At 72.4% G+C, this 23,040-nt stretch carries 22 protein-coding genes; 16 read left to right on the top strand and 6 right to left on the bottom strand.

The window, feature by feature from the left end:
* The first annotated feature begins 18 nt into the window (after positions 1–18).
* From fdh to AB0I79_RS22865, 4 genes are all read left to right on the top strand, one after another.
* Complete coding sequence (fdh, locus tag AB0I79_RS22850) at positions 19–3,246, top strand: formate dehydrogenase (protein ID WP_357876019.1); 3,228 nt, start codon at positions 19–21, stop codon at positions 3,244–3,246.
* Positions 3,246–4,064 (top strand): 4Fe-4S dicluster domain-containing protein, encoded by an 819-nt coding sequence (locus tag AB0I79_RS22855; protein ID WP_357876021.1) that lies wholly within the window; start codon positions 3,246–3,248, stop codon positions 4,062–4,064. The genes fdh and AB0I79_RS22855 overlap by 1 nt, the downstream gene beginning before the upstream one ends.
* Positions 4,061–5,062: an NrfD/PsrC family molybdoenzyme membrane anchor subunit gene (nrfD, locus tag AB0I79_RS22860; protein ID WP_357876023.1), complete on the top strand. Its 1,002-nt coding sequence runs from the start codon at positions 4,061–4,063 to the stop codon at positions 5,060–5,062. The genes AB0I79_RS22855 and nrfD overlap by 4 nt, the downstream gene beginning before the upstream one ends.
* A 134-nt stretch (positions 5,063–5,196) precedes the next feature.
* Entirely contained in the window at positions 5,197–5,733 is a 537-nt protein-coding gene (locus AB0I79_RS22865; RefSeq protein WP_357876025.1) for an NUDIX hydrolase family protein, read from the top strand.
* A 68-nt stretch (positions 5,734–5,801) separates the two neighbouring features.
* Here AB0I79_RS22865 and AB0I79_RS22870 read toward each other — a convergent pair whose 3' ends face one another.
* Positions 5,802–6,320, bottom strand: coding sequence for a peptidoglycan recognition family protein (locus AB0I79_RS22870; RefSeq protein WP_357876026.1), 519 nt, complete (start codon positions 6,318–6,320; stop codon positions 5,802–5,804).
* A gap of 160 nt (positions 6,321–6,480) precedes the next feature.
* On the opposite strand from AB0I79_RS22870, the gene AB0I79_RS22875 reads away from it, so the two are divergent.
* Entirely contained in the window at positions 6,481–6,696 is a 216-nt protein-coding gene (locus AB0I79_RS22875; RefSeq protein WP_357876028.1) for a hypothetical protein, read from the top strand.
* A gap of 11 nt (positions 6,697–6,707) precedes the next feature.
* Here the strand turns inward: AB0I79_RS22875 and AB0I79_RS22880 are convergent, their stop codons facing one another.
* Positions 6,708–8,360 carry an arylsulfatase gene (locus AB0I79_RS22880; protein WP_357876030.1) on the bottom strand — a complete coding sequence of 551 codons (1,653 nt, stop codon included), beginning with the start codon at positions 8,358–8,360 and terminating at the stop codon, positions 6,708–6,710.
* A gap of 91 nt (positions 8,361–8,451) precedes the next feature.
* Positions 8,452–9,345: a sulfotransferase gene (locus AB0I79_RS22885; RefSeq protein ID WP_357876032.1), complete on the bottom strand. Its 894-nt coding sequence runs from the start codon at positions 9,343–9,345 to the stop codon at positions 8,452–8,454.
* Between the two features lie 184 nt (positions 9,346–9,529).
* Between AB0I79_RS22885 and AB0I79_RS22890 the strand changes: the two genes are divergently transcribed.
* Positions 9,530–10,363, top strand: coding sequence for a hypothetical protein (locus AB0I79_RS22890; protein ID WP_357876034.1), 834 nt, complete (start codon positions 9,530–9,532; stop codon positions 10,361–10,363).
* Here AB0I79_RS22890 and AB0I79_RS22895 read toward each other — a convergent pair.
* Positions 10,360–11,241 carry a MurR/RpiR family transcriptional regulator gene (locus tag AB0I79_RS22895; protein WP_357876036.1) on the bottom strand — a complete coding sequence of 294 codons (882 nt, stop codon included), beginning with the start codon at positions 11,239–11,241 and terminating at the stop codon, positions 10,360–10,362. The genes AB0I79_RS22890 and AB0I79_RS22895 overlap by 4 nt on opposite strands.
* A gap of 80 nt (positions 11,242–11,321) precedes the next feature.
* Here AB0I79_RS22895 and AB0I79_RS22900 point away from each other — a divergent pair, with 80 nt between their 5' ends.
* The 9 genes from AB0I79_RS22900 (at position 11,322) to AB0I79_RS22940 (ending at position 20,790) form a co-directional block, all read left to right on the top strand.
* The gene (locus tag AB0I79_RS22900; protein WP_357876038.1) at positions 11,322–12,869 is read left to right on the top strand and encodes an ABC transporter substrate-binding protein; all 1,548 of its coding nucleotides are present in this window, start codon (positions 11,322–11,324) and stop codon (positions 12,867–12,869) included.
* A complete protein-coding gene (locus AB0I79_RS22905) occupies positions 12,866–13,831 on the top strand; it encodes an ABC transporter permease (protein ID WP_357876040.1) in 966 nt (321 codons plus the stop codon). The genes AB0I79_RS22900 and AB0I79_RS22905 overlap by 4 nt, the downstream gene beginning before the upstream one ends.
* Positions 13,828–14,646 (top strand): ABC transporter permease, encoded by an 819-nt coding sequence (locus AB0I79_RS22910; RefSeq protein ID WP_357876042.1) that lies wholly within the window; start codon positions 13,828–13,830, stop codon positions 14,644–14,646. Before AB0I79_RS22905 ends, AB0I79_RS22910 begins: the two co-directional genes overlap by 4 nt.
* Entirely contained in the window at positions 14,643–15,542 is a 900-nt protein-coding gene (gene murQ / locus AB0I79_RS22915; protein ID WP_357876044.1) for an N-acetylmuramic acid 6-phosphate etherase, read from the top strand. Before AB0I79_RS22910 ends, murQ begins: the two co-directional genes overlap by 4 nt.
* Positions 15,539–16,711 (top strand): anhydro-N-acetylmuramic acid kinase, encoded by a 1,173-nt coding sequence (locus AB0I79_RS22920; RefSeq protein ID WP_357876046.1) that lies wholly within the window; start codon positions 15,539–15,541, stop codon positions 16,709–16,711. Before murQ ends, AB0I79_RS22920 begins: the two co-directional genes overlap by 4 nt.
* Positions 16,708–17,733: a serine hydrolase domain-containing protein gene (locus AB0I79_RS22925; protein ID WP_357876048.1), complete on the top strand. Its 1,026-nt coding sequence runs from the start codon at positions 16,708–16,710 to the stop codon at positions 17,731–17,733. The genes AB0I79_RS22920 and AB0I79_RS22925 overlap by 4 nt, the downstream gene beginning before the upstream one ends.
* Positions 17,730–19,322 carry an ABC transporter ATP-binding protein gene (locus tag AB0I79_RS22930; protein WP_357876050.1) on the top strand — a complete coding sequence of 531 codons (1,593 nt, stop codon included), beginning with the start codon at positions 17,730–17,732 and terminating at the stop codon, positions 19,320–19,322. The genes AB0I79_RS22925 and AB0I79_RS22930 overlap by 4 nt, the downstream gene beginning before the upstream one ends.
* Positions 19,323–19,326: 4 nt before the next feature.
* A complete protein-coding gene (locus AB0I79_RS22935) occupies positions 19,327–20,058 on the top strand; it encodes a carbon-nitrogen hydrolase family protein (RefSeq protein WP_357876052.1) in 732 nt (243 codons plus the stop codon).
* A gap of 75 nt (positions 20,059–20,133) precedes the next feature.
* On the top strand, positions 20,134–20,790 hold the full coding sequence (locus AB0I79_RS22940) for a sensor domain-containing protein (protein ID WP_357876054.1): 657 nt from the start codon (positions 20,134–20,136) through the stop codon (positions 20,788–20,790).
* A gap of 180 nt (positions 20,791–20,970) precedes the next feature.
* Here the strand turns inward: AB0I79_RS22940 and AB0I79_RS22945 are convergent, their stop codons facing one another.
* Positions 20,971–21,414 carry a hypothetical protein gene (locus AB0I79_RS22945; RefSeq protein ID WP_357876055.1) on the bottom strand — a complete coding sequence of 148 codons (444 nt, stop codon included), beginning with the start codon at positions 21,412–21,414 and terminating at the stop codon, positions 20,971–20,973.
* 55 nt (positions 21,415–21,469) lie between these two features.
* Here AB0I79_RS22945 and AB0I79_RS22950 point away from each other — a divergent pair, with 55 nt between their 5' ends.
* Positions 21,470–22,249, top strand: coding sequence for a zonular occludens toxin domain-containing protein (locus tag AB0I79_RS22950; protein ID WP_357876056.1), 780 nt, complete (start codon positions 21,470–21,472; stop codon positions 22,247–22,249).
* Here AB0I79_RS22950 and AB0I79_RS22955 read toward each other — a convergent pair.
* Positions 22,227–23,036 (bottom strand): SDR family oxidoreductase, encoded by an 810-nt coding sequence (locus tag AB0I79_RS22955; protein WP_357876058.1) that lies wholly within the window; start codon positions 23,034–23,036, stop codon positions 22,227–22,229. The two genes, AB0I79_RS22950 and AB0I79_RS22955, sit on opposite strands and share 23 nt — an antisense overlap.
* Positions 23,037–23,040: the final 4 nt, after the last annotated feature.

A 23,040-nucleotide genomic window follows, 5' to 3' on the forward strand; every position in this document is an offset into this window, starting at 1 on the left:
GGGGCATCGGGGGGTGTCATGGAGTTCGGGTGGCCGCTGCTGCGGCAGCTCACGGGGGCGGACCGGACGGCGCGGGGCCCGGCGGCGAGATCGGCGAAGACGGCCGAGCTGCGGGCGCGTACGGCCACGGCCGACCGGGTGGTGAAGTCGGTGTGCCCGTACTGCGCGGTGGGCTGCGCCCAGAACGTGTTCGTGCGGGACGAGAAGGTCGTCCAGATCGAGGGCGACCCCGACTCCCCCATCAGCCGCGGCCGGCTGTGCCCGAAGGGCGCGGCCAGCCTCCAGCTCACCACCGACTCCCGCCGCCAGTACCAGGCGCTCCACCGGCCGCCGGGCGCGGCCGACTGGCACGAGATCGACCTGGCCACGGCGATGGACATGATCGCCGACCGGATCATCGCGACCCGGCGCGAGACGTGGGAGCAGGAGCGGGACGGCCTGCGCACCGCCAGGACCATGGGCATCGCCAGCCTGGGCGGCGCCACGCTGGACAACGAGGAGAACTACCTCATCAAGAAGCTGCTGACAGCGCTCGGCGTGGTGCAGATCGAGAACCAGGCCCGCGTCTGCCACAGCTCGACCGTGGTGGGGCTCGGCACGTCGTTCGGGCGGGGCGGCGCGACCACGTTCATGCAGGACCTCCAGCACGCCGACTGCGTGATCATCGAGGGCTCCAACTTCGCCGAGGCGCATCCCGTGGGCTTCCAGTGGGTGATGGAGGCCAAGGCGCGCGGCGCGGTGGTCATCCACGTGGATCCGCGCTTCACCCGCACGAGCGCGCTGGCCGACCTGCACGTGCCCATCCGGGCCGGCTCCGACGTGGCCTTCCTCGGCGCGATCATCAACCACGTGCTGGAGAACGAGCTGTACTTCCACGAGTACGTGGTCAACTACACCAACGCGGCCACGATCCTGCGCGAGGACTACCGCGACGCCGAGGACCTGGACGGCCTGTTCTCCGGCTTCGACGCCGAGGGCCGCTCGTACGACGTGGGCTCCTGGCAGTACGAGGGCATGACGACGGTCGCCGCCTCGGGCGAGCGGGACCAGGAGTACCGGAAGCGGGCGGGCGGCTCCCCGCCCGGCCGCTCCGAGGTGCAGGGCGGCACCGGGGCGCCGCTGGACGGCCAGGCGCACCGGGACGAGACGCTGCGCCATCCGCGCTGCGTGCTGCAGGTGCTGCGCCGCCACTACGCCCGCTACACGCCGGAGATGGTCGAGCGGGTGTGCGGGGTGCCGCGGCACCTGTTCGAGGAGGTGTGCCGCCACCTGACGGAGAACTCGGGACCGGACAGGACGGCCGAGTTCGTGTACGCGGTCGGCTGGACCCAGCACAGTGACGGCTCCCAGTTCATCCGGGCGGCCTGCATCCTGCAACTGCTCCTGGGCAACATCGGCCGGCCCGGCGGCGGGATCCAGGCGCTGCGCGGCCACGCCAGCATCCAGGGCTCCAGCGACATCCCGACGCTGTTCAACCTGCTGCCCGGCTACATCCCGATGCCGCACGCGCACGAGAACGAGCGGCTGCGCGACTTCCTGCAGGGCGACGCGCCGCACCGGGGCTTCTGGGCCAACATGCCGGCCTACCTGATCAGCCTGCTCAAGGCGTGGTGGGGCGATTCCGCGCAGCCGGACAACGACTACCGGTTCGGCTGGCTGCCGCGCCTGACAGGCTCGCACAGCACGTACGACACGGTGCTGGCACAGCTCGACGGCACCTGCAAGGGCTACCTGCTGCTCGGCGAGAACCCGGCGGTCGGCTCGGCCAACGCGAGGATGCAGCGGCTGGGCATGGCCAACCTCGACTGGCTGGTCGTGCGCGACCTCAACCTGATCGAGAGCGCCACCTGGTGGAAGGACGGCCCGGAGATCGAGACCGGCGAGCTGAGGACCGCCGACATCCGTACCGAGGTGTTCTTCCTGCCCGCGGCCTGCCACACCGAGAAGGACGGCAGCTTCACCAACACCAACCGGCTGCTGCAGTGGCACCACCGGGCCGTCGAGCCGCAGGGCGACGCCCGCAGCGACCTGTGGTTCATGTACCACCTGGGCCGCATCGTCCGCGAGAAGCTGGCCGGCTCGCAGGACCCGATCGACGCGCCCGTGCTCGACCTGACGTGGGACTACCCGGTGAGCGGCGAGACGGCCGAGCCGTCGGCGGAGGCGGTGCTGGCCGAGATCAACGGCTGGGACGCCGGCGGCCGGCCCCTGTCCGGCTACGCGGAGCTGAAGGACGACGGCTCCACGGCCTGCGGCTGCTGGATCTACTGCGGCGTCCGCAAGGACGGCGTCAACCAGGCCGCCCGCCGCAAGCCCGCCGCCGAGCAGGACTGGATTGCCGCCGAGTGGGCGTGGGCGTGGCCGGCGAACCGGCGCATCCTCTACAACCGCGCCTCGGCCAGGCCCGACGGCAGCCCGTGGAGCGAGCGCAAGCGGCTGGTCTGGTGGGACGCCGAGGCGGGCACGTGGACGGGGCACGACGTGCCCGACTTCGAGGCCGGCAAGAGCCCCGGCTACCGGCCGCCGCCCGACGCCTCGGGGGTGGCGGCGCTGTCGGGGATCGACCCGTTCATCATGCAGGCCGACGGCAAGGGCTGGCTGTTCGCGCCCGCAGGGGTGGTGGACGGGCCGCTGCCCACGCACTACGAGCCGCAGGACTCGCCGGTGGCCAACCCGCTGTACGGGCGGCAGCGCAACCCGGTGCGCAAGCTCTACCCGCACGAGCACAACCGGTACCAGCCGAGCGGGGACGAGCCGGGGGCGTCGGTCTACCCGTACGTGGTGACGACGTACCGGCTGACCGAGCACTTCACAGCGGGCGGCATGAGCCGGTTCACGCCGTACCTGGCGGAGCTGCAGCCGGAGATGTTCTGCGAGGTCTCGCCCGCGCTGGCGGCCGAGCGGGGGCTGGTGCACGGCGACTGGGCGACGATCGTCACCGCACGCAACGCCATCGAGGCCAGGGTGCTGGTCACCGACCGCATCCCGTCGCTGCACCTCGACGGGCGCACGCTGCACCAGATCGGGCTGCCGTTCCACTTCGGCCCGAACGGGCTGGCCAGGGGCGACGCGGCCAACGAGCTGTCGTCGATCTCGCTGGACCCGAACTCGCACATCCAGGAGGTCAAGGCCCTGTCGGCGGACATCCGCCCGGGCCGGCGGCCGCGCGGCCCGGCGCTGCCCGAGCTGGTGCGGGCCTACCAGCGGCGCGCCGGCGTGGGCGCCGACACCGGAATGGAGGCGTGATGGCCTTCGACCTGGACGAGCGGCTCGGCGACAGCGGCCGGGTGGGGTTCTTCACCGACACCAGCATCTGCATCGGCTGCAAGGCGTGCGAGGTGGCGTGCAAGGAGTGGAACCACGTCCCCGACGACGGCCTGACCTTCACCGGCTGGTCGTACGACAACACGATGAAGCTGAGCGCCGACACCTGGCGGCACGTGGCGTTCGTCGAGCAGCGGCGGCCCCTGGGTCACCAGGAGCCCGGGGTGGGCGAGCTGGACTTCCGCTGGCTGATGGCCTCCGACGTGTGCAAGCACTGCACGCACGCGGCCTGCCTGGACGTGTGCCCGACGGGGTCGCTGTTCCGCACCGAGTACGGCACGGTCGTGGTGCAGGAGGACATCTGCAACGGCTGCGGCTACTGCGTGCCCGCGTGCCCGTTCGGGGTGATCGGCAAGCGGGAGACCAGCGGCACGGCGGCCAAGTGCACGATGTGCTACGACCGGCTGGGCGCCGGCGAGGAGCCGGCCTGCGCCAAGACGTGCCCGACCGACTCCATCCAGTTCGGCGACCTGGACGAGCTGCGCGAGCGGGCCGAGCGGCGGCTGGAGCAGGTGCGCGCGGCCGGGGTGGGCTCCGCCCGCCTGTACGGGCACGACCCGGACGACGGCGTGGGCGGGATGGGCGCGTTCTTCCTGCTGCTGGACGAGCCCGAGGTGTACGGCCTGCCGCCCGATCCGGTGGTGACGACCAGGGACCTGCCGTCGATGTGGAGGCACGTGGGGGTGGCGGCGGTGGCCCTGCTCGCCGGGGTGGCGGCGACGGCGTGGAGGCGGCGATGAGCCAGACCGATGTGCGGATGGACGGCTCGCCGGAGCTGCGCGGCGAGCGCCAGGCCACGCCGGGCTCGGCGGGCCGCAGGCGCGAGCGGCTCATGGTGCCCAAGGCCACCTTCGACTCCTACTACGGGCGGCCGGTGCTGAACGAGCCGACCTGGCAGGCGCCCGACATCGCCGGTTACCTGTTCCTGGGCGGCCTGGCGGGCGCGTCGTCCACGCTGGCCGCCGCCGCCGAGCTGACCGGCCGCCCGCGCCTGGCCAGGGCGGCCAAGGTGGGGGCGCTGGGCGCGCTGGGCGGCTCGCTCTACGCGCTGATCCACGACCTGGGCCGCCCCGAGCGCTTCGTGAACATGTTGCGGGTGTTCAAGGTGACCTCGCCGATGAGCGTCGGCACGTGGATCCTCAGCGTGTACGGCCCGCACGCCGGCGCCGCCGCGGCCACCGACGTCACGGGGCTGTTCCCCGGCCTCGGCCGCGCCGCCACCGTGGGTGCCGGGATCGCGGGCCCCGCGGTGGCCACGTACACGGCGGCGCTGATCTGCGACACCGCCGTGCCGGTCTGGCACGAGGCGTACCGGGAGATGCCGTTCCTGTTCGCCGGGTCGGCGGCGGCGTCGGCGGGCGGGCTCGGCATGCTGGCCGCGCCGCTGTCGGAGGCGGGCCCGGCGCGGCGGGCGGCGCTGCTGGGCGCGGCGGTGGAGGTGGCGGCGGCGGCCCGGATGGAGCGGCGGCTGGGGCCGCTGGCCGAGCCGCTCAAGCGCAGCAGGCTGCTGCGGCTCGGCGAGGCGCTGTCGCTGGCCGGCGCGCTGGCCGGGGCGAGCGTGGGCCGGCGCAGCAGGGTCGCGGCCGTCGCGGCGGGCGCCGCCCTGCTGGCCGGGTCGGCCTGCACCAGGTTCGGGATCTTCCGGGCCGGCATGGAGTCGGCCAACGACCCCAAGCACACCGTCCAGCCGCAGCGCAGGCGGCTGGCACAGGCGAGAGCGGAGCGTGACCTGACATGAAGCGCAAGATCGTGGAGTATCTGCCGTTCGTCGGCATCGTGCTGTTCATCTGCACGGCGTCCTGGGTGGCCGGGCGCACGCCTCCTGACCGGTCTCTGGCCCACCGCTGACCTCTCGCGCCGTACGATCAGCAGATGACCGAAAAGACCGAAACCACGCCTGCTTGGCTCGCACCGGAAGAACTGGAATCGGTGCGGGGCCGGATGCCGATCCTCTACATCGACGCCGTGCCGGTGCGCGTCGATGACACCGGCGTGGTCACCCGCGTCGGCCTGCTGCTTCGCATGTTGCCGGACGGCACGGTCAGCCGGGCGTTGGTCTCGGGGCGGGTGCTCCACCACGAGCGGATCCGCGACGCGCTGCTGCGGCACCTGGAGAAGGACCTCGGGCCCGTGGCGCTGCCCCGCATCCCGATCTCCCCGCAGCCGTTCACCGTCGCCGAGTACTTCCCCACGCCCGGCGTCACGCCCTACCACGATCCGCGCCAGCATGCCGTCTCGCTGGCCTACATCGTGCCCGTCGCGGGTGACTGCCGGCCCCGGCAGGACGCGCTCGACCTGGTGTGGTTCACGCCGGAGGAGGCGGCCTCGCCGATGGTGCAGGAGGAGATGGCCGGCGGGCAGGGTGTACTGCTGAAGCAGGCCCTGGCGCACGTCGGCTGCCTGCCCTGAGCCGCCCGCCCCTGAGCCGCCCATCCTGAGCCGCCGGTCCTGAGCGCGGGCCGGCGCCCGCGCCGGGGTCAGGGGCGTTCGGCGCCGTCGCGGAGCCAGCGGTAGAGGGGGTCGCCGGGGCAGGAGGTGTCGTAGCCGTCGCGGTGGCCCTTGACCTCGCGGCCCGCGTCGCCGTGCTCGCGGAGGTACTCGATGGCGTCGACCAGGGCGTTGAGCAGGTCGTCGTTCGGCTCCGTCAGCCCCGAGCTGCCGACCAGGGCGAGCACCGCGTAATGGCCGGAGTTGAGGCCCGCGCCGTTGGCGGCCGGCAGGGCGTGGGGGCCGCGGCCCATGAACGTGCGCCGGTGGGGGCAGCACACCATGTTGTAGCCCAGGTCGATGTACTTCTCGCCGCGGCCCCCCGACATGTGCATGCGCTGGATGTCCTGGACCAGGTCGACGCAGCGGTCGTGGTTGCCGGAGTCGGCGAGGTCGGCGGGCACCTTCCCGCCCGTGTAGTGGATCTTGATGCCCTGGGTGGCGGACAGCCGGACGTAGTCGCTGGTCGGCTTCTTGGCGTGCCACTCCGCACGGGTGACCAGATTCATGTGTTCCTCTCCTCGCAGGAATGTCCTCGCTATCAGAGTGTCAACTTTCGGTAGCGATGTCATCACTCTTCGTCACTAGAGTGAGGTGCCGTCGTGGTGAGGGTTCCATGCGGGGCTTCGGTTAACGCCGGGGAAACAGGGGGCCGGGAACGCTCGGAGCATGTTCCGCCGGGTGTTGCGATATTTCCTGATCCTGACCGCTGTGGTGCTGCTGACCATGGCGTTCCTGCTGGCGATGGAGCGGCCCTGGACGCCGCGCTCCGCTCCCGCCGAGGCGCCGCCCAGGTCCGCCGCCGTGACCACCGCCGTGGCCGCCGACGGCTCGGCGACCGGACACAGCGCGCCGCGGCCGGTCGCCTCGCAGGACAGGGCGTGATCAGCCGGTGATCACTGGCTGGTCAGCGTGATCGGCGCCTCCACGTCCCGGTGGGCCTGGCGGAAGACGTGCGAGCGGCCGCTCGCCCGGAAGCCGGCCCGTGCCGTGATCCGCCCGGTGGACGGCGCGGGGAAGCCGACCGAGATGGCCATCCCGGGGTCCACGCGGGCGACCGTGTGCGCCCGCGCCTTGCGTTTGCCGTCGAGGCCGAGCTCGACCTGGGTCCAGGGCACGGCGGAGCCGTTGTGCAGGGTGACCACGACCTGCCCGCCGGTGAGCTCGGTGCGCAGCCCGTACGGCAGGCGCGGGTCCTCCCCGATCGAGCTGTCGAGCAGCTCCATCAGCTCCTGGGTGATCTGGGGCCTGGCGGCGGCGAGGTCGCGGCGCTCCCCCGGGTCCTTGGTCAGGTCGTACAGCTCGATGCGGCCCTCGGGCCCGGCGCCGGCGATGTTCGGGTCGAACCTGACCAGCTTCCACCGGCCCCGGCGGATAGCCTGGGCCTTGCGCGGCCGGTTCCAGACGAGGTGGGTGTGCCTGGGCGCGCCCTCGCCGGTGAGCAGGCCGCGGAAGGACAGGCCGTCGAGGTTGGCGGGGACGGGCGTGTCCGCCAGGTCGGCCAGCGTCGGCAGGATGTCCCAGGACGCCACGGGCTGCCGCTCCACCCGCGGGCGCAGCCCCGGCGACCAGGCGATCAGCGGCACGCGGATGCCGCCCTCGTACACGTCGCGCTTGTCGGCCCGGTAGGGGCCGTTGGAGTCGAACAGCCAGGGCGTGACGCCCTTCTCCCTGTGCGGCCCGTTGTCGCTGGTGAACAGCACGAGGGTGTCCTTGGCCAGGCCCGCGTCACGCAGGGACCTGATCAGCGCGGCGACGTCGGTGTCAAGCCTGGCCACCTGGGCGGCGTGGCGGCGGTTCGGACCGCTCCACGGCTTGTCCTCGTACTCACCGGCGTCGCCGGGGATGACGCTCGGCGAGTGCGGCAGCGTGCTGGCGAAGTAGAGCAGGAACGGCTGGTCGCCGCCGGCGTTGATGAACTCGACGGCCCGCTGCCTGAACAGGTGCGGCGCGTACTGGCTGCCGTCGAGCTGCACCTTCTGCCCGTTGTGCCAGAGGTACTTGGGGTAGTACTGGTGCGCGTGCCTGTGGCCGATGTAGCCGAAGAACTCGTCGAAGCCGCGCATGTTCGGGTGCGAGGCCTGGCCGGGCTCCTCGGGGCCGAAGCCCCACTTGCCGATGCAGGCGGTGCGGTACCCGGACAGTTGCAGCACCTCGGCGAAGGTGAGGTCCGCGTCGGTGAGCGAGTGCTGCGGCCCGCCCTCCGGGTTCTCCCGCACGGTGCTGTGTCCGGCGTGCAGGCCGGTGAGCAGCGAGCAGCGTGACGGCGCGCAGAGCGGCGCCCCCGCGTACGCGGCCTTGAACTGCACGCCCTCGGCCGCCAGCCGGTCCAGGTTCGGGGTGTGGATCATGCGCTGCCCGTTGCTGCCTATCTCCCCCCAGCCCAGGTCGTCGGCCAGGATGAGCAGGATGTTCGGCCGCCTGGGCAGGCTGCCACGACGTGCGGGGGCCTCGGCCTGCGCGGGCAGTGCGGTCGACACCGCCGCGGGCAGGGCGAGGCCGGCGAAGGTACCGGCGAGTAAAGCTCGGCGCGAAGGCCCGTTGATCACGAACGGCAACATATCGGAGCCTTGGGCGAATGGCGGGCAAATCGCAGGCGAACTCTGTCACAGAGTGGCAACCGATGCGGTGAGCCGCCTGTCAGGCGAGATATTCCCATGTCCGGCAGATGTCGTGCAGCTCAACGGGGATCTCGCCGGGGGTCGGCAGGGGCCGGCCGGCGACGACGGTGCCGCTGCGGATCTTGTCGCGCCAGTCGCCGATACCCTTGACGAAGCCGCCGTGGTCCTTCTTGCCGTACTCCAGCATGACGGGCTCGAACTCCACGCCCAGGAACAGGCAGATCCGGCGGAGCTGGCCCTCGGGGTCGGCGGTCAGCTCCTCGTACCGCACGGTCAGCCCCTCCAGGTGGGTACGGGCCTCCTCCAGGTACTTCATGTAGTTGAGCGTGCGCGGCACGGCCTCGCTCATGGGCCGCTTGACCGGGTCGGCCTCGTGCCAGGACTGCACGATCGACATCGGGTGGCGCAGCAGGAAGATGAAGCGCGCGTCCGGCCAGCAGGTGGCGATGCGCCGCCAGACGAAGACGTTGCTGGGCGTCTTCTCGCACATGATCGTCTTGCCGCTGCGGGTCAGCTCGCGGTGCAGCAGCCGGTCCCACACCAGGTGCTCGATGTCGCTGTGGGTGTGGCCGAGCAGCTCCATGGCCTGGCGTACGGGGTCGGTGCCCAGTCCCACCGTCACCCGCCTGAAGTGCGTCTCGATCGGCGAGTGGATCCGGGAGTGGCTGTTGAGCATGACGCGCAGCAGCGTGGAGCCGGACCGTACGGACGACAGCAGGAAGGCCGGCTCGCGCAGCAGCCGGTCGTGCGCGGGATCGGCGGGCGGGCGGACCTTGTCACCCGGCAGCCGCTGCAACTCCAGCGGAACCTTGGGCGGGGGCGGCGGTTTGGGCGGCTCCTTCCGTAGTTTGCGCGACAGCGTGTATCCCGTCAGGCCCTCAAGGGTGGCGTTGGCCCGGTACCTCCAGTTCATGGGGCTACAAGGTAGGGCCGCCCAGTGAACCGCAGGTGAATCCGGCCTGTGAAGATGTTGCGAGGAAGACAGATCATCCGTGCACAAAGACGCAGAGCAGAACAAAGTTCCGGTCCACCATGGAGCAGTCAAAGTTTCAATCTCTCCATGAGGAGGAGTCATGTCCACGCTCAAGCGTCGAGCCATGCACCTTTCGTTACTCGGCGGCCTCGCCATCGGCGCGCTCGCCGCGCTCCCCGCGACCGGTCACGCGGCGGCGGCGGGCACCTCGTCCGCCTCGGTACGGGCGGTCAGCGGCGGCCTGCTCCAGCTCGACTACACCGGCTCGGCCGACGCCAACAGGGTCCTGATCACGCTGGAGCCGGGCACCGACGTGCTGCGGATCAGCGACTCGGTGACCATCACGCCCGGCGCCGGCTGCGTCCCGGCCCCCGGCGACCTCACCACCGTGCGCTGCTCGGCCGGCATCACGCGGATCCTCGCCCGGCTCGGCGAGGGCGCCGACAGGTTCACCTCGCTCGTCCCGCTGCAGGGCTACGTCGAGGGCGACGGCGGCAACGACGTCTTCCGCCCCGGCCAGTCCAAGGGCACCGTGGGCGCGGCGACCAGCCGGATCCTGTACTCCGGCGGCCCCGGCGAGGACACCGCCGACTACCAGGGCGTGCCGGCCACCGGCCCGAACGGGAACGACGGCGTCCGCGTCAGCCTGGACTTCCGTCACAACGACGGGCGCGAGGCCGACGGCGCCCGCCCCGCCGACGAGGACAACGTCCAGACCGAGAACGTCGTCGGCGGCTCCTTCGGCGACACGCTCACCGGCGACGACCTGAACAACAGGCTCACCGGCGGCAACGGCGTGGACACGCTGTCCGCGGGCCGCGGCAACGACGTGATCGACCTGCGGGACGGCACCAGCGACCTGCGGTCCTCCTGCGGCGAGGGCACCGACGTGGCCGTCGTGGACGCCGGGGCGCGCGACAACGTGAACCTCGACTGCGAGACGGTCCAGCGCCCCTAGGGCCGCTTGACCCGCCGGTCGTGCACCACCGCGTACGTGTTGCGCAGCGCCTCCATCGACGCGTCGTAGGAGGCCTGCGCGACCCCGGTGAACAGGCAGTCCACCACCATGAGCTGGGCGATGCGGCTGCCCAGCGCGCCGGAGCGGAACCTGGTCTCCCGCGCCGCCGTCGTGAGCGTCACGTCGGCGGCGCGGGCCAGCGGCGACTCGCGGAAGTTCGTGATCGCCACGGTCGCGGCCCCGGTCTTGCGCGCGATGGCGAGGAACTCGACGGTGTCCACGGTGGCGCCGCTGTGCGAGACGGCCACCGCCACGCAGCCGGGGTCGAGCGTGGCCGCCGAGGTCCACGCCGAGTGGGAGTCGTGCCAGTTGATCGCGGTGCGGCCGATGCGTGACAGCTTCTGCTGCAGGTCGAGCCCGACCAGCGCGCTCGCCCCCACGCCGAAGGTGTCGATCCGGCGCGCGGCCAGCAGCCGGGCCACCGCCTCGCCCAGCGCCTCCATGTCCAGCATGCGGGCCGTGTCGGCGATGGAGAGCGTCTCGTTCATCGCGACCTTGGAGACGATGCCCTCCAGGCTGTCGTTCCTGTCGATGTCGCCCGACACCTCCGGCAGGCTGGCGGCGGCCAGCTCCTCCCTGGCCACGGCCCTGGTCAGGTCGATGCGGAAGTGTTTGTAGTGGGCGTAGCCCATGCGCTGGTAGAAGCGCACCACGGAGGTCGTCGAGGTCTCGCAGCGGGCGGCCAGCTCGGCGATGGACAGGTTGGCGGCGCTCCCCGGGTCGCCGGCGAACAGCTCGGCGATGCGCCGCTCCGACGGCCGCAGGGCGGGCATGGCCGCGCGGATGCGGATCAGCAGCGTCTCGGCGTCCTCGGTCATCGTCACCCCGTCGCTGGAAAGAAAATACCCCGGTGGTAGGGTCTGCGTAATTTTATGACCTACTGCCCGAAGGAGACCACATGCCCCGTGGCGCCTTCTCCGCGGCCGGCCTCGCCGCCGCGTTGTCCCTCGCCCTCACCGCCTGTTCGTCCTCCTCCGGGCCAGCCCCCAGCAGCAACCCGGCCGGTCAGGGGGGCGGCACGCTGGTGGTCGGCGTGACCTCCGACCCCGACACGCTCTTCCCCTGGAAGGCCACCCAGTTCACGGCCGTCAACGTGCTGCAGAACCTGTACGGCACGCTCACCGAGTTCGACAAGGACCTGAACGTGGTCCCCGGCCTCGCCGAGTCCTGGGAGCCCTCGGACGACGGCAAGAAGCTGACGCTCAAGCTCCGGCAGGGCGTCACGTTCGCCGACGGCAGCGCGTTCGACTCCAAGGACGTCAAGTACTCCCTCGACAAGATCATGGACGAGAAGACGGCGGCCGTCGCCCGGGCGTCGCTGGCGTCGGTGAAGTCCGTCGAGGCCCCCGACGCGAGCACGGTGGTGCTGGAGCTGACCGGCCCCGACGCCGCGCTGCCCGCCAACCTCGCCACGGTCAACATGGCCATGCTCTCCTCCGACGACACCGAGGAGAAGCTGAACGCCACGCCCAACGGCACGGGACCGTTCACGCTGGGCAAGCGGGTGGCCAGCCAGTCGATCACGCTCACCAGGAACGACAAGTACTGGGGCGCGGAGAAGCCGAAGTCCGCCGCCGTCGAGTTCCGGGTGATCCCCGACGAATCGTCCATCGTGTCGGCCATGCAGTCGGGCAACGTGCAGCTCGCGGTCTTCAACGACCCGCTCGTCGCGCAGACCGCCGAGGGCGGCGGCACGATCACCGTGGCCAAGACCCCGCAGCTCAACTACCACGTGCTCCAGCTCAACGCGCAGCGCGGCGAGCTCAAGGACGTCAACGTGCGCCTGGCGATGCAGTGCGCGATTGACCGCAAGCAGGTGCTCGACACCGCCGCGCTCGGCGAGGGCGAGGTGACCGGGCCGATCACCGCCCCGGCGTTCAAGTCGGACCCGAACAGGCGCCCCTGCCCGAACCGCGACCTGGCCAAGGCCGCCGAGTACCTCGGCAAGGCCGGCAAGTCCGGCGGCGTGACGGTCAAGACGATCGTGTCCCAGGGCGAGTACGCCACCTCCGTCAACGAGGCCCAGAACCTCAAGGCCCAGCTCGCCGAGGCGAAGATCAACCTGGAGCTGGAGGTGCTCGAGTCGGGCGCGTTCGTGGACCGCTGGGTGGCGGCCGACTTCGACGCGGCCGTCGCGCTCAACGGCGGGCGGCCCGACCCGGACGGCTCCTACGGCCGCTACTTCACCAGCAAGGGCAACCTGAACAAGGTCGCCGGCTACAGCTCCCCCGAGCTGGACGAGCTGTTCGCGCAGGGCAAGGCGACGACCGACCAGGCCGCGCGCAAGGCGATCTACGACAAGGCCGGCGAGCACCTGGAGGCCAACGCCGCCTGGATCTGGCTGTTCTCGGGCTACACCTACACCGCGACGACGGCGAACGTGACCGGCTTCGTGCCGATGGCCAGCGGTTCGCTGCAGTACCTGCGGACCACCTCCGTCGGATGAGGCTGCTGCGCAACCGGCCGCTGCGGCGCGTGGCGGAGACGATCGGCATCCTGTTCGGGGTGGCCGTGGTCGTCTTCGTCATGCTGCGCGCCCTGCCCGGCGACCAGATCACGGCCGGGCTGGGCACGGAGGCCGCCGCGCTCACCCCGGCTCAGCGGCAGGCCCTCGAGCAGTACTACGGGCTGGACCAGCCGCTGGTCACGCAGTTCTTCTCGTGGCTGGGCAACATGTTCACCGGCAACTTCGGCTACTCGGCCCGCTCCCAGCAGAGCGTGCTGGAGCTGACCCTGCACGCGCTGCCGGTGACGTTCGAGCTGGCCGTGCTGTCGATCGTGCTGGCGCTGCTGATCGGCGTGCCGCTCGGCATGCTGGCCGCCTCCCGGACGAACTCCGCCAGGGACGCCGCCGGCCAGGTCGTGAGCCTGGCGGGGCTGTCGATCCCGGCGTTCCTGCTGGCCACGACGCTGCTGTCGATCTTCGCGGCGTCGTTCGGGTTCAACCCCAACGGGCAGGGCTTCGCCACGCTCGCCGAGGACCCGCTGCTCAACCTGCAGCAGATGCTGCTGCCCGCGCTGGTGCTGGGCTTCGGCATCGCGGCGCCGATCCTGCGCACCACCCGCACCGCCGTCCTGGAGGTGCGCTCGAACGACTTCGTGCGCACCGCCCGCGCCAAGGGCGTGCCGGAGCGGCGGCTCCAGGCGCGGCACGTGCTGGGCAACGCGCTCGTGCCGATCGTGACCATGACCGGGCTGCAGTTCGGCTACCTGCTGGGCGGGGCGGTCGTGGTCGAGCAGATCTTCTCCGTGCCCGGCATCGGGCGGCAGGTGCTGCTGGGCATCCAGCAGAAGGAGTACGCGGTGGTGCAGAGCACGGTGCTGGTGATCGCGCTGGCGTTCGTGCTGGTCAACCTGCTGACCGACCTGCTCTACCGGGTGATCGATCCGCGGGTGAGGGCGTCATGAGGCGCAGTCCCGCGGCGGTGACGGGCATCGTGATCCTGGGGCTGCTGGCGGTCGTGGCGGTGCTGTCGTACCTGGGGCTGCTGCCGTACGACCCGATCGCGCAACATCCGCCGTCCCGGTTCCAGGCCCCGTCGGGCGAGCACCTGTTCGGCACCGACCAGTTCGGGCGGGACGTGTTCTCCCGCGTGGCCTCCGGGGTCGGCAACTCGGCGCTGATCGCGGTGGTCGCGGTGGCGTTCGCGACCGTGGTCGGCACGCTCGGCGGGCTGGTGTCCGGCTTCTACCGCGGCCTGGCCGACGGCGCGATCGGCGGGGTGACGAACGTGCTGTTCGCGTTCCCGCCGCTGCTGCTGGCGCTGTCGCTGGCCTCGGTGCTGGACCGCAACTGGTTCACGATCGCGGTGGCCATCGCCATCGTGTACGTGCCGATCTTCATCCGCGTCACGCGCGGCCCGGTGCTCTCGCTCAGAGAGATCGAGTACGTGAAGGCGGCCGTCTCCACCGGCCAGAGCCGCTGGCAGATCATGCTCCGCCACGTGCTGCCGAACATCACCTCGATCATCGTCGTCCAGGTGGCGCTGTCGCTGTCGTGGGCGGTGCTGACCGAGGCGTCGCTGAGCTTCCTGGGCCTGGGCACCCCGCCGCCGGCGCCGTCGCTCGGCTCGATGATCTTCGAGGCGCGCAGTCTGGTGTTCATCGCGCCGTGGACGCTGATCGCGCCAGGCGTGGTCGTCGTGCTGCTGGTGGTGGGGCTGAACCTGCTCGGCGACGGCCTGCGTGACACTCTCGACCCCCGGAACCGAGGTAGCCGGTGAATCTCTCAGAACTGACCACGGAGTCGGCCGATCCGCGCTTCGCCGGCATCGACACGATGAGCGTGGGCGACCTGGCCGCGACCATGAACGCGGCCGACGCCACAGTGCCCGCCGCCGTGGCCGCGACGCTGCCGAGCATCACGGCGGCGATCGAGGCCACGGCCGCGCGCATGGAGGCCGGCGGCCGGCTCGTCTACGTGGGCGCGGGCACGCCGGGACGGCTGGGCGTGCTGGACGCCTCCGAGTGCCCCCCGACGTTCTCCACGCCGCCCGAGCAGGTCTTCGCGATCATCGCGGGCGGCGAGAGCGCGATCGTCTCCCCCTGCGAGGGGGCCGAGGACGACGAGGAGGCCGGGGCCGCCGCGGTGGACGCCGCCCGGATCGGGCCGCTGGACACCGTGGTGGGCGTGGCCTCCAGCGGGCGCACCCCGTACGTGCTGGCCGCCGTGCGGCGGGCGCGCGAGCTCGGCGCGCTGACCGTGGGGCTGTCGTGCAACGCGGGCACGCCGCTCAGCGCGGCGGCCGAGCACGCCGTCGAGGTGCTGGTCGGGCCCGAGGTGATCAGCGGCTCCACCCGGCTCAAGGCGGGCACGGCGCAGAAGCTGGTGCTCAACATGTTCTCGACGATCGTGATGGTGCGGCTGGGCAAGACGTACGGCAACCTCATGGTCGATGTGAAGGCCAGCAACGGCAAGCTGCGCGAGCGGGCCGTGCGCATGGTGCGGACGATCACCGGGAGCGGGCGCGAGGAGGCGCTGGCGGCCCTGGACGCGAACGGGTTCAACGTCAAGCAGGCGGTCGTGGCCGCCCGCTTCGAGCTGTCGCCGCAGGACGCGGAGGCCCGGCTGGCCGCGGCCGGCGGGCGGCTGCGCGCGGCTCTGGGGGAGCTGTCATGAAGGTTCTCGGGATGATCTCCGGCACCTCGCACGACGGGATCGACGTCGCCGTGGTGGACTTCGAGCTGGTCGGGAGCGTGCTCGAAGGCCGGGTCCTGCACACGGCGAGCACGCCGTACCCGGCGGAGCTGCGGGCGCGGCTGATCGCGGCGATGCCGCCCGCGCCGACGACGCTGGCGGAGGTGTGCGAGCTCGACACGCTCATCGGGCAGAGCTTCGCCGGTGCCGCCGCCGTGGCGATCGAGGCGGGCGGGCCCGTCGACCTGGTCGTCTCGCACGGGCAGACCGTCTACCACTGGGTGGAGGGCGCGCACGCGCTCGGCACCCTGCAGATCGGGCAGCCCGCCTGGATCGCCGAGCGGACCGGCGCGCCCGTGCTGTCCGACGTGCGGATCAGGGACATCACGGCCGGCGGGCACGGGGCGCCGCTGGTGTCCGTGCTGGACGGGCTGCTGCTCGGCGCGTACGAGAGCGGGGCCGGGGCGCTCAACCTGGGCGGCATCGCGAACATGACCGTGGTGCGCGGCGACACCCTGTACGCCTACGACATCGGGCCCGCCAACGCGCTGATCGACGCCGTGGTGACGAGCCGCGGGCTGCATCCGCGCGGGTTCGACGAGGACGGGCGGATCGCCGCGTCCGGGCGGGTCCACGAGCGGCTGCTGGAGGTGCTGCTGGACGAGCCGTACTACCGGCTGGCCGCGCCCAAGAGCACGGGCAAGGAGCTGTTCCACCTGGCGTACGTGGAGTCCGCCCTGGCCAGGGCCGGGGTGACGGTCGGGGTGACGGTCGGGGACGCGGACCTGGTGGCGACGCTGACCGAGCTGACCGTACGCACCGTCGCGCACGACGTGCGGGCCGCCGAGGTCGGCGCGCTGGTCGTCTCGGGCGGCGGATGCCGCAACCCCGTCGTCATGGAGGGGCTGCGGGCCGCGCTGCCCGGCGTGAGCGTGTCGCCGTCCGACGACTTCGGCGCGCCCGCCGACGACAAGGAGGCGATCGCGTTCGCGCTGATCGGCTGGCTCACCGCGCACGGCCTGCCCGGCACGGTGCCCGGCGGGACGGGGGCCGCGAGCGCCCGCATCCTGGGCACGCTGACCCCGGGCGCCGGGCCGCTCGTCCTGCCCGCGCCGGTCACCACCCCGCCACGAGCCCTGAGGCTGGCATGAACGCGCCACCCGGCCTGATCATGGCGGCCCGCACCCCGTGGTTCGACCTCGACGAGTGCACCGGCCACCGGACCGTGCCCGGGGAGGGCGGCGGGGCGGCGCCGATGACCATGGACACCTACCACGACCTCGCCTCGGTGACCAAGGTGGTGGCCACCACCACGATGCTCATCCGCCTGGTGTCCGACCGGCTGGTGGACCTGGACGCGCCGCTGAGCGCGTACCTGCCGAAGTCGTACGAGGCGATCACCGTGCGGGACCTGCTGCTGCACCGCGGCGGCCTGTGGGAGTGGTGGCCGCTCTACATCCAGCCGCAGCTCCCCCCGCCCCGCTACCGCCCCGGCCGCGCCCGCCACTACTCCGACCTCGGCTTCATCCTGCTGGGCAGGATCGTCGCGCAGGTGACGGGGTTGCGCCTGGACCGGGCGCTGGCCGAGCTGGTCACCCGGCCGCTGGGCCTGACCTCCACCACCTACGCCCGCCCGGCGGGCTCGGAGGTGGCCATGAGCGCCCTGGACGACCGGGTCGAGATGACCATGCTCGACACCGGCCGCCCGTACCCGGTGCCCTACCGCAGCGGCGACTTCGCCCGCTGGCGCACCGAGCCGGTGCTCGGTGAGGTCGCCGACGGCAACGCCTACCACGCCCTCGACGGCGTCGCGGGGCACGCGGGCCTGTTCTCGACGGTGCCCGACCTGCTGAAGTACGGCCTGGCCCTGTCCAGGTACGAGGAGTACGACCACCTGTGGCGGCCGGAGGTCGTCCGCGAGTTCCTCTCCCCCGGCCCCGACCAGGAGCAGGCGCTGGGCTTCCGCAGGTACGCGCTGGAGCTGCCCGGCGAGACCGTCACCGTCCTCGGCCACCCCGGCCACGTGGGCTGCGCGGTCGGGTTCGTGCCGGGCCGCGACATCGCGCTGGCGCTGGCGAGCAACCGCCTGCTCGTCGAGGGCACGCCCACGCCCACCGACGACCTCTGGACCGCCCTGCTGCAGGACATCGCACACCGATCGGGGACCGCATGAGCCCGCTCCTGGAGATCCGCGACCTCTCGGTCGCCTTCCGCACCCGCAAGCGGGACGTCACCGTCGTCAGGAACGTCTCGATGGAGATCCAGCCGGGCCAGACGGTCGCCGTGGTGGGCGAGTCGGGCTCCGGCAAGTCGACCACGGCCGCCGCGGTGAACCGGCTGCTGCCCGACAACGGCCGCATCACCGGCGGGCAGGTGCTGTTCGAGGGCCGCGACCTGGCCAGGGCGAGCCGGCGCGAGATGACCGCGATCCGCGGCGCCGGCATCGGGCTGGTGCCGCAGGACCCCATGTCGAACCTCAACCCGCTCATGCGCATCGGCGACCAGATCGCCGAGGCGCTGGAGGTGCACGGCGTGGCCACGGGCAGGGCGGCGCGGGCCCGCGTGGTCGAGCTGCTGGACATGGTGGGCATCCCCGACCCGGAGCGGCGCATCGGGCAGTACCCGCACGAGTTCTCCGGCGGCATGCGGCAGCGGGCGCTGATCGCCATGGGCCTCGCCTGCCGGCCCAGGCTGCTCATCGCCGACGAGCCGACCTCGGCCCTGGACGTGACCGTGCAGCGGCGCATCCTCGACCAGCTCGGGCAGCTCACCGCCGAGATGGGCACGGCCGTCTTCCTCATCACGCACGACCTGGCGCTGGCGGCCGAGCGGGCGGACGTGGTGGCCGTCATGTACCAGGGCGAGATCGTCGAGACCGGCCCGGCGGCCGGGATCCTGTCCGACCCGGCGCACGAGTACACCAGGCGGCTGCTCCGGGCCGTGCCGAGCCTGTCGTCCGTACGCGTCAGCGAGCCGCCCCGGCAGGAGCCCGACCTGGTCGTGGTGGAGGGGCTGCGCAAGGTGTTCCCGATCAGGGGCACCGGGGAGGAGTTCACGGCGGTGGACGGGGTGTCGTTCGCCGTCCCGCGCGGCTGTACCGTCTCGATCGTGGGCGAGTCCGGCTCGGGCAAGTCGACGACCGCGAACCTGCTGCTCGGATTGGACGCGCCGACCGCGGGCGGCATCCGCTTCGACGGCACGGACCTGACCGCGCTGGGCAGGAAGGACCTGTTCGCCTTCCGCCGCCGGGTCCAGCCGGTCTTCCAGAACCCGTACGCCTCGCTCGACCCCCGCTACACGGTGGAGAAGTCGATCACCGAGCCGCTGCGCGTGCACCGCGTCGGCACCGCGGCCGAGCGCCGGAAGGCGGCGGCCGAGCTGCTGGAGAAGGTGGCGCTGCCCGCGTCGCTGGCCGGGCGGCTGCCGCACGAGCTGTCCGGCGGACAGCGCCAGCGGGTGGCCATCGCCCGCGCCCTGGCCCTGTCGCCGGAGCTGGTCGTGCTCGACGAGGCCGTCTCCGCGCTGGACGTGCTGGTGCAGGCGCAGATCCTGGAGCTGCTGGCCGAGCTGCAGCGGGAGCTGGGGCTCAGCTACCTGTTCATCAGCCACGACCTGGCCGTCGTCCGGATGATCTCGCACGCGGTGCACGTCATGCGCGGCGGCCGGATCGTGGAGAGCGGCACCGCGCAGGAGATCTTCGACCATCCCTCCGACGACTACACCCGGGAGTTGCTCGCCGCCATCCCCGGCCGGTCACAGTAGAGATGTGAAGATCCTCCTGGTTCAACCCCCGCACTGGTCCCCCGACGGTCACGCGAACTTCGACGCCGTCGAGGAGCTGCTCGGTTCCTCCTCCGGGGATGTGATGCTGCTGCCCGAGCTGGCGGGCTCCAGCCTGCCCCGCGCCGACTACCTGGCCAGGGTCCGGGCGCTGGCCGAGGGCTCGGGCATGACGGTCGTCGGGGGCTCGCACTACGACGGGCCCGTCAACCGGGGCGCGGTGTTCGACGGGCGGGGCACGTTACTGCTGGAGTACGACAAGGTGCATCCGTACGGGCTGGAGCTGCGCTCCGGCGTGCGCCCCGGCCGGCCGAGCGCGGGCTTCGAGCTGGACGGCCGCCGCCTGCACGTGCTGCTCTGCGCCGACCTGTGGTACTCGGCCGGCCTGGCCGGGCACGACGGGCTCGACGCCGTGCTCGTGCCCGCCTTCTCCGTCACCCGCTGGGACGGCCCCGCCCCGGCCCGGGAGCTGTGGCAGCACATGAGCGTGGCGCGGGCGTACGAGTTCATGACGTACGTGGCGGTCAGCGACTGGCACCACGAGACCACCTACCACGGCCATCCCTGCGCCGGGGTCACCGGCTTCGCCAACCCCTGCCCGCGGACGCCCGCGGGCTTCTTCACCGGCCCGCCGGACGCCCCCGTCTCGCTGCACGAGCTGGACTTCGACCGCCTGGACGCCTTCCGCCGCGACCGCGACGATCGCGGCTTCCGGTAGTAGGGCTGTCCCTACCATCCCTTGGGCCGCGCGCAGGATCGAGCGGGCCGGGGCCCGGCCCGTAGCGTCGTCCCCATGACAACCCTCCGGCACCGCCTCGCCACCGACACCCGTTACACCCTGCTCGGCCTGCCGATGGCCGTCCTGCACTTCGCCGTCGTCGTGGCCGGCATCTCGGCCGGGCTGGGCACCGCGGTCGTGTTCGTCGGCCTGCCGATCCTGGCCGCCACCGCCGCCGCGGCCAGGAACCTGGCCGACTTCGAGCGCGTCGCGCTGCCCGGCGTGCTCGGCCGCCCCGTGGCCCGCCCGCCCTACCGGCCCGCGCCGGCCTGGGCGGGCTGGTTCCGCCGCACGATGAACCCGCTGGCCGGCGGGCAGGCCTTGCTCGACCTGCTGTACGGCATCCTCGCCTTCCCGATCTCGCTGGCCGCCTCCGTCGTCGCCGCCGTCTGGTGGATCGGCACGCTGGCCGGCCTGACCTTCCCCCTGTACGGCTGGATCATCGCCGCCATCCCCGGCGTGGACCGGAGCCTGCCCGAGCTGCTCGGCCTGGGCGGCGGCGACACGATGTTCGTCGTCTTCAACACCGCGATCGGCGTGCTGTTCGCGCTGACGCTGGTCCCGGTGGTGCGCGGCGCGGCCCTGGTCAAGGCGAGCCTGGCCCAGGCCATGCTCACCCGGGCCCCGCTGGGCGCCCCCGCGCGGGTGCCGGCCGGCGTAACGGTGGGATGAGCGGCGCCGTTCCCCGGCTCCCCCCTAAGATGTTGATCATCAGGTCGAGCCAAGGCGGTGCCCGTGCGGTCGTGGTCGGAGCTTCCGGTAGGCCGGGTCGTCCGGCTGGACGCGGACGCCGAGACCGTGGCCCTGAGCATCGACCCGCTGCCGCCGGGCGCGCCCGCCATCCTCACCTACTTACCGGGCGAGCCACGATCGGTCGCCGGCATGGTCGCCTCCGTCCTGCGCGAGCTGGACGAGGCGGCCATCGCGCTGTTCCCGGCCTGGCTGCCCGAGGCCGCCGGGATCGAGGGGCCCGGCGGCGCGCACGTGCCGGCCGTCCGCTCGCTGGCGCTGCGCAGGGCGTCCGCCAGCGAGCACTACGGCCCGTTCCTGGCCGAGCTGGCCGAGCGGGCGCTGACCGGCCGCGCGAGCGTGTTCGGGCCGGAGGTACGCGTGACCGGCCTGGCCAGGGTGCTGGCCGAGAGCTTCGGCAGAACCGGGCTGGCCGTCCTGGTCCGCGTCCCTGACGGGCTCGCCCCGGCCGGCCAGGAGGTGCTCGTCGCGGGCTGCGAGTGGCTGGCTCACCGGGCGGCTGCCGGGGTGTGGCTCACGGGCGCCCCACTCGACGCGGTCGTTCATCGCGCCGCGCATCCGGCTGGATGCCAACACCAACAAGGCGCAGCTCGGGCAGGCCGTGCTCAGGAAGGCGCTGGCGCACTACGGCCGCAGCGGCGCGACGAGCCTCAAGGGGCTGGCCGCGCTGCTGTCCGACCTGCCCGACGGCGTGAGCGAGCTGGCCGGCGCCTCCCGCATCGGCGCGGAGCTCGCCCAGTCGCTGACCGCCGCCATGGACAACGATCCGCTGTTCGGCGGCGCGGGCACGCCGGTGGACCCCGGCCTGCTGGTGACCCCGCCGGCGGGCAAGCGGGCCCGGGTGTCGGTGATCAGCCTGGTCGGGCTGCCCGCACTGGAACAGCGGCAGAGCTTCGTGAGCCAGCTGCAGATGGAGCTGTTCGTCTGGTGCAAGCGGCATCCGGCGCAGGACCGGCCGCTGGGCGCGCTGCTGGTGATGGACGAGGCGCAGACGTTCGCGCCTGCGACCGGCGCCTCGGCCTCGACCCGCAGCACCGTGCTGCTCGCCTCCCAGGCCCGCAAGTACGGTCTCGGCCTCGTCTTCGCCACCCAGGCGCCCAAGGGGCTGCACAACCGCATCCCCGGCAACTCGGCCACCCAGTTCTTCGGCCTGCTCAACGCGCCGATCCAGATCACCGCCGCCAGGGAGATGGCCCGGTCGAAGGGCGGCGACGTACCTGACATCTCGCGGCTGCGCTCGGGCGAGTTCTACCTCGCGCGGGAGGGCGGCACGTTCGCCAGGACGCGGGTGCCCATGTGCCTGTCGTGGCATCCCAGCTCCCCGCTGACGACGGAGGAGGTCATCGAGCGGAGCCGGGTCAGCGAGCCACGCTGGGCGTGAGCTCGTCCGCCACCTGGCGGGTGACGCGCCGGCCCAGGAGGGCCACGAGCTTGCGGGGCCGGCGCGGCATCAGGTGGGCCATCGCGAAGTTGCCACGGCCGGGCACCACGTAGCCGCGGTCGCGGTCGAAGGCCCGCAGGGCGGCCGTGACGACGGACTCCGGGGTGGCGGGCGTGGCGCCGATGGCGGCCTTCCTGGTGCCGATCCGGTCGAAGAAGGCCGTCTCGACCGGGCCGGGCGTGACGGCGAGGACCTTCACGCCGCTGCCGCGCAGCTCGCTCCAGAGGGCCAGGCTGAAGTTGAGCACGAACGTCTTGGACGCGGCGTACGTCGCGAAGTACGGCGCCACGTTGAACCCGGCCGTGGAGCCCACGTTGATCACGCCACCGGAGCCGCGGCGGAGCATCGGCGGCAGGAACGCGTGCGTCAGCCCCACCAGCGACACGACGTTGACCATGAGCTCGTCGTGCTCCCGCTCGGCGGCGATCCGGTCGAAGTGGCCCGCCGTGCCGAAGCCGGCGTTGTTGACGAGCAGGTCGACGGTGAGACCGCGGGCGGCGCTCTCCTCGGCGACCCGGGAGGCGGCGTCGGGCGCGGACAGGTCCTGGACGATGACCTCGGCGCGGACGTCGTGGTGGCGGCGCAGCTCGTCCGCCAGCGCTTCGAGGGCCGGCGCGGACCTGGCGACCAGCGCGAGGTCGTGCCCGCGGGCGGCGAGGCTGCGGGCGAACGCGGCGCCGAGGCCGGAGGACGCGCCGGTGACGAGAGCGGTTCCCTGGGTTGTCATGAGC

This window comes from Nonomuraea sp. NPDC050202 (assembly GCF_040656115.1).
In the GTDB taxonomy this organism is placed as follows: domain Bacteria; phylum Actinomycetota; class Actinomycetes; order Streptosporangiales; family Streptosporangiaceae; genus Nonomuraea.

Coding starts and splice junctions, on each gene's coding strand:
- AB0I79_RS22925 (WP_357876048.1), top strand. CDS start 16,708: ATGAACGCGCCACCCGGCCTGATCATGGCGGCCCGCACCCCGTGGTTC.
- AB0I79_RS22855 (WP_357876021.1), top strand. CDS start 3,246: ATGGCCTTCGACCTGGACGAGCGGCTCGGCGACAGCGGCCGGGTGGGG.
- AB0I79_RS22910 (WP_357876042.1), top strand. CDS start 13,828: ATGAGGCGCAGTCCCGCGGCGGTGACGGGCATCGTGATCCTGGGGCTG.
- fdh (WP_357876019.1), top strand. CDS start 19: ATGGAGTTCGGGTGGCCGCTGCTGCGGCAGCTCACGGGGGCGGACCGG.
- AB0I79_RS22920 (WP_357876046.1), top strand. CDS start 15,539: ATGAAGGTTCTCGGGATGATCTCCGGCACCTCGCACGACGGGATCGAC.
- AB0I79_RS22870 (WP_357876026.1), bottom strand. CDS start 6,320: ATGAATCTGGTCACCCGTGCGGAGTGGCACGCCAAGAAGCCGACCAGC.
- AB0I79_RS22945 (WP_357876055.1), bottom strand. CDS start 21,414: ATGAACGACCGCGTCGAGTGGGGCGCCCGTGAGCCACACCCCGGCAGC.
- nrfD (WP_357876023.1), top strand. CDS start 4,061: ATGAGCCAGACCGATGTGCGGATGGACGGCTCGCCGGAGCTGCGCGGC.
- AB0I79_RS22885 (WP_357876032.1), bottom strand. CDS start 9,345: ATGAACTGGAGGTACCGGGCCAACGCCACCCTTGAGGGCCTGACGGGA.
- AB0I79_RS22940 (WP_357876054.1), top strand. CDS start 20,134: ATGACAACCCTCCGGCACCGCCTCGCCACCGACACCCGTTACACCCTG.
- AB0I79_RS22865 (WP_357876025.1), top strand. CDS start 5,197: ATGACCGAAAAGACCGAAACCACGCCTGCTTGGCTCGCACCGGAAGAA.
- AB0I79_RS22905 (WP_357876040.1), top strand. CDS start 12,866: ATGAGGCTGCTGCGCAACCGGCCGCTGCGGCGCGTGGCGGAGACGATC.
- AB0I79_RS22955 (WP_357876058.1), bottom strand. CDS start 23,036: ATGACAACCCAGGGAACCGCTCTCGTCACCGGCGCGTCCTCCGGCCTC.
- AB0I79_RS22875 (WP_357876028.1), top strand. CDS start 6,481: ATGTTCCGCCGGGTGTTGCGATATTTCCTGATCCTGACCGCTGTGGTG.
- AB0I79_RS22900 (WP_357876038.1), top strand. CDS start 11,322: ATGCCCCGTGGCGCCTTCTCCGCGGCCGGCCTCGCCGCCGCGTTGTCC.
- AB0I79_RS22890 (WP_357876034.1), top strand. CDS start 9,530: ATGCACCTTTCGTTACTCGGCGGCCTCGCCATCGGCGCGCTCGCCGCG.
- AB0I79_RS22930 (WP_357876050.1), top strand. CDS start 17,730: ATGAGCCCGCTCCTGGAGATCCGCGACCTCTCGGTCGCCTTCCGCACC.
- AB0I79_RS22895 (WP_357876036.1), bottom strand. CDS start 11,241: ATGACCGAGGACGCCGAGACGCTGCTGATCCGCATCCGCGCGGCCATG.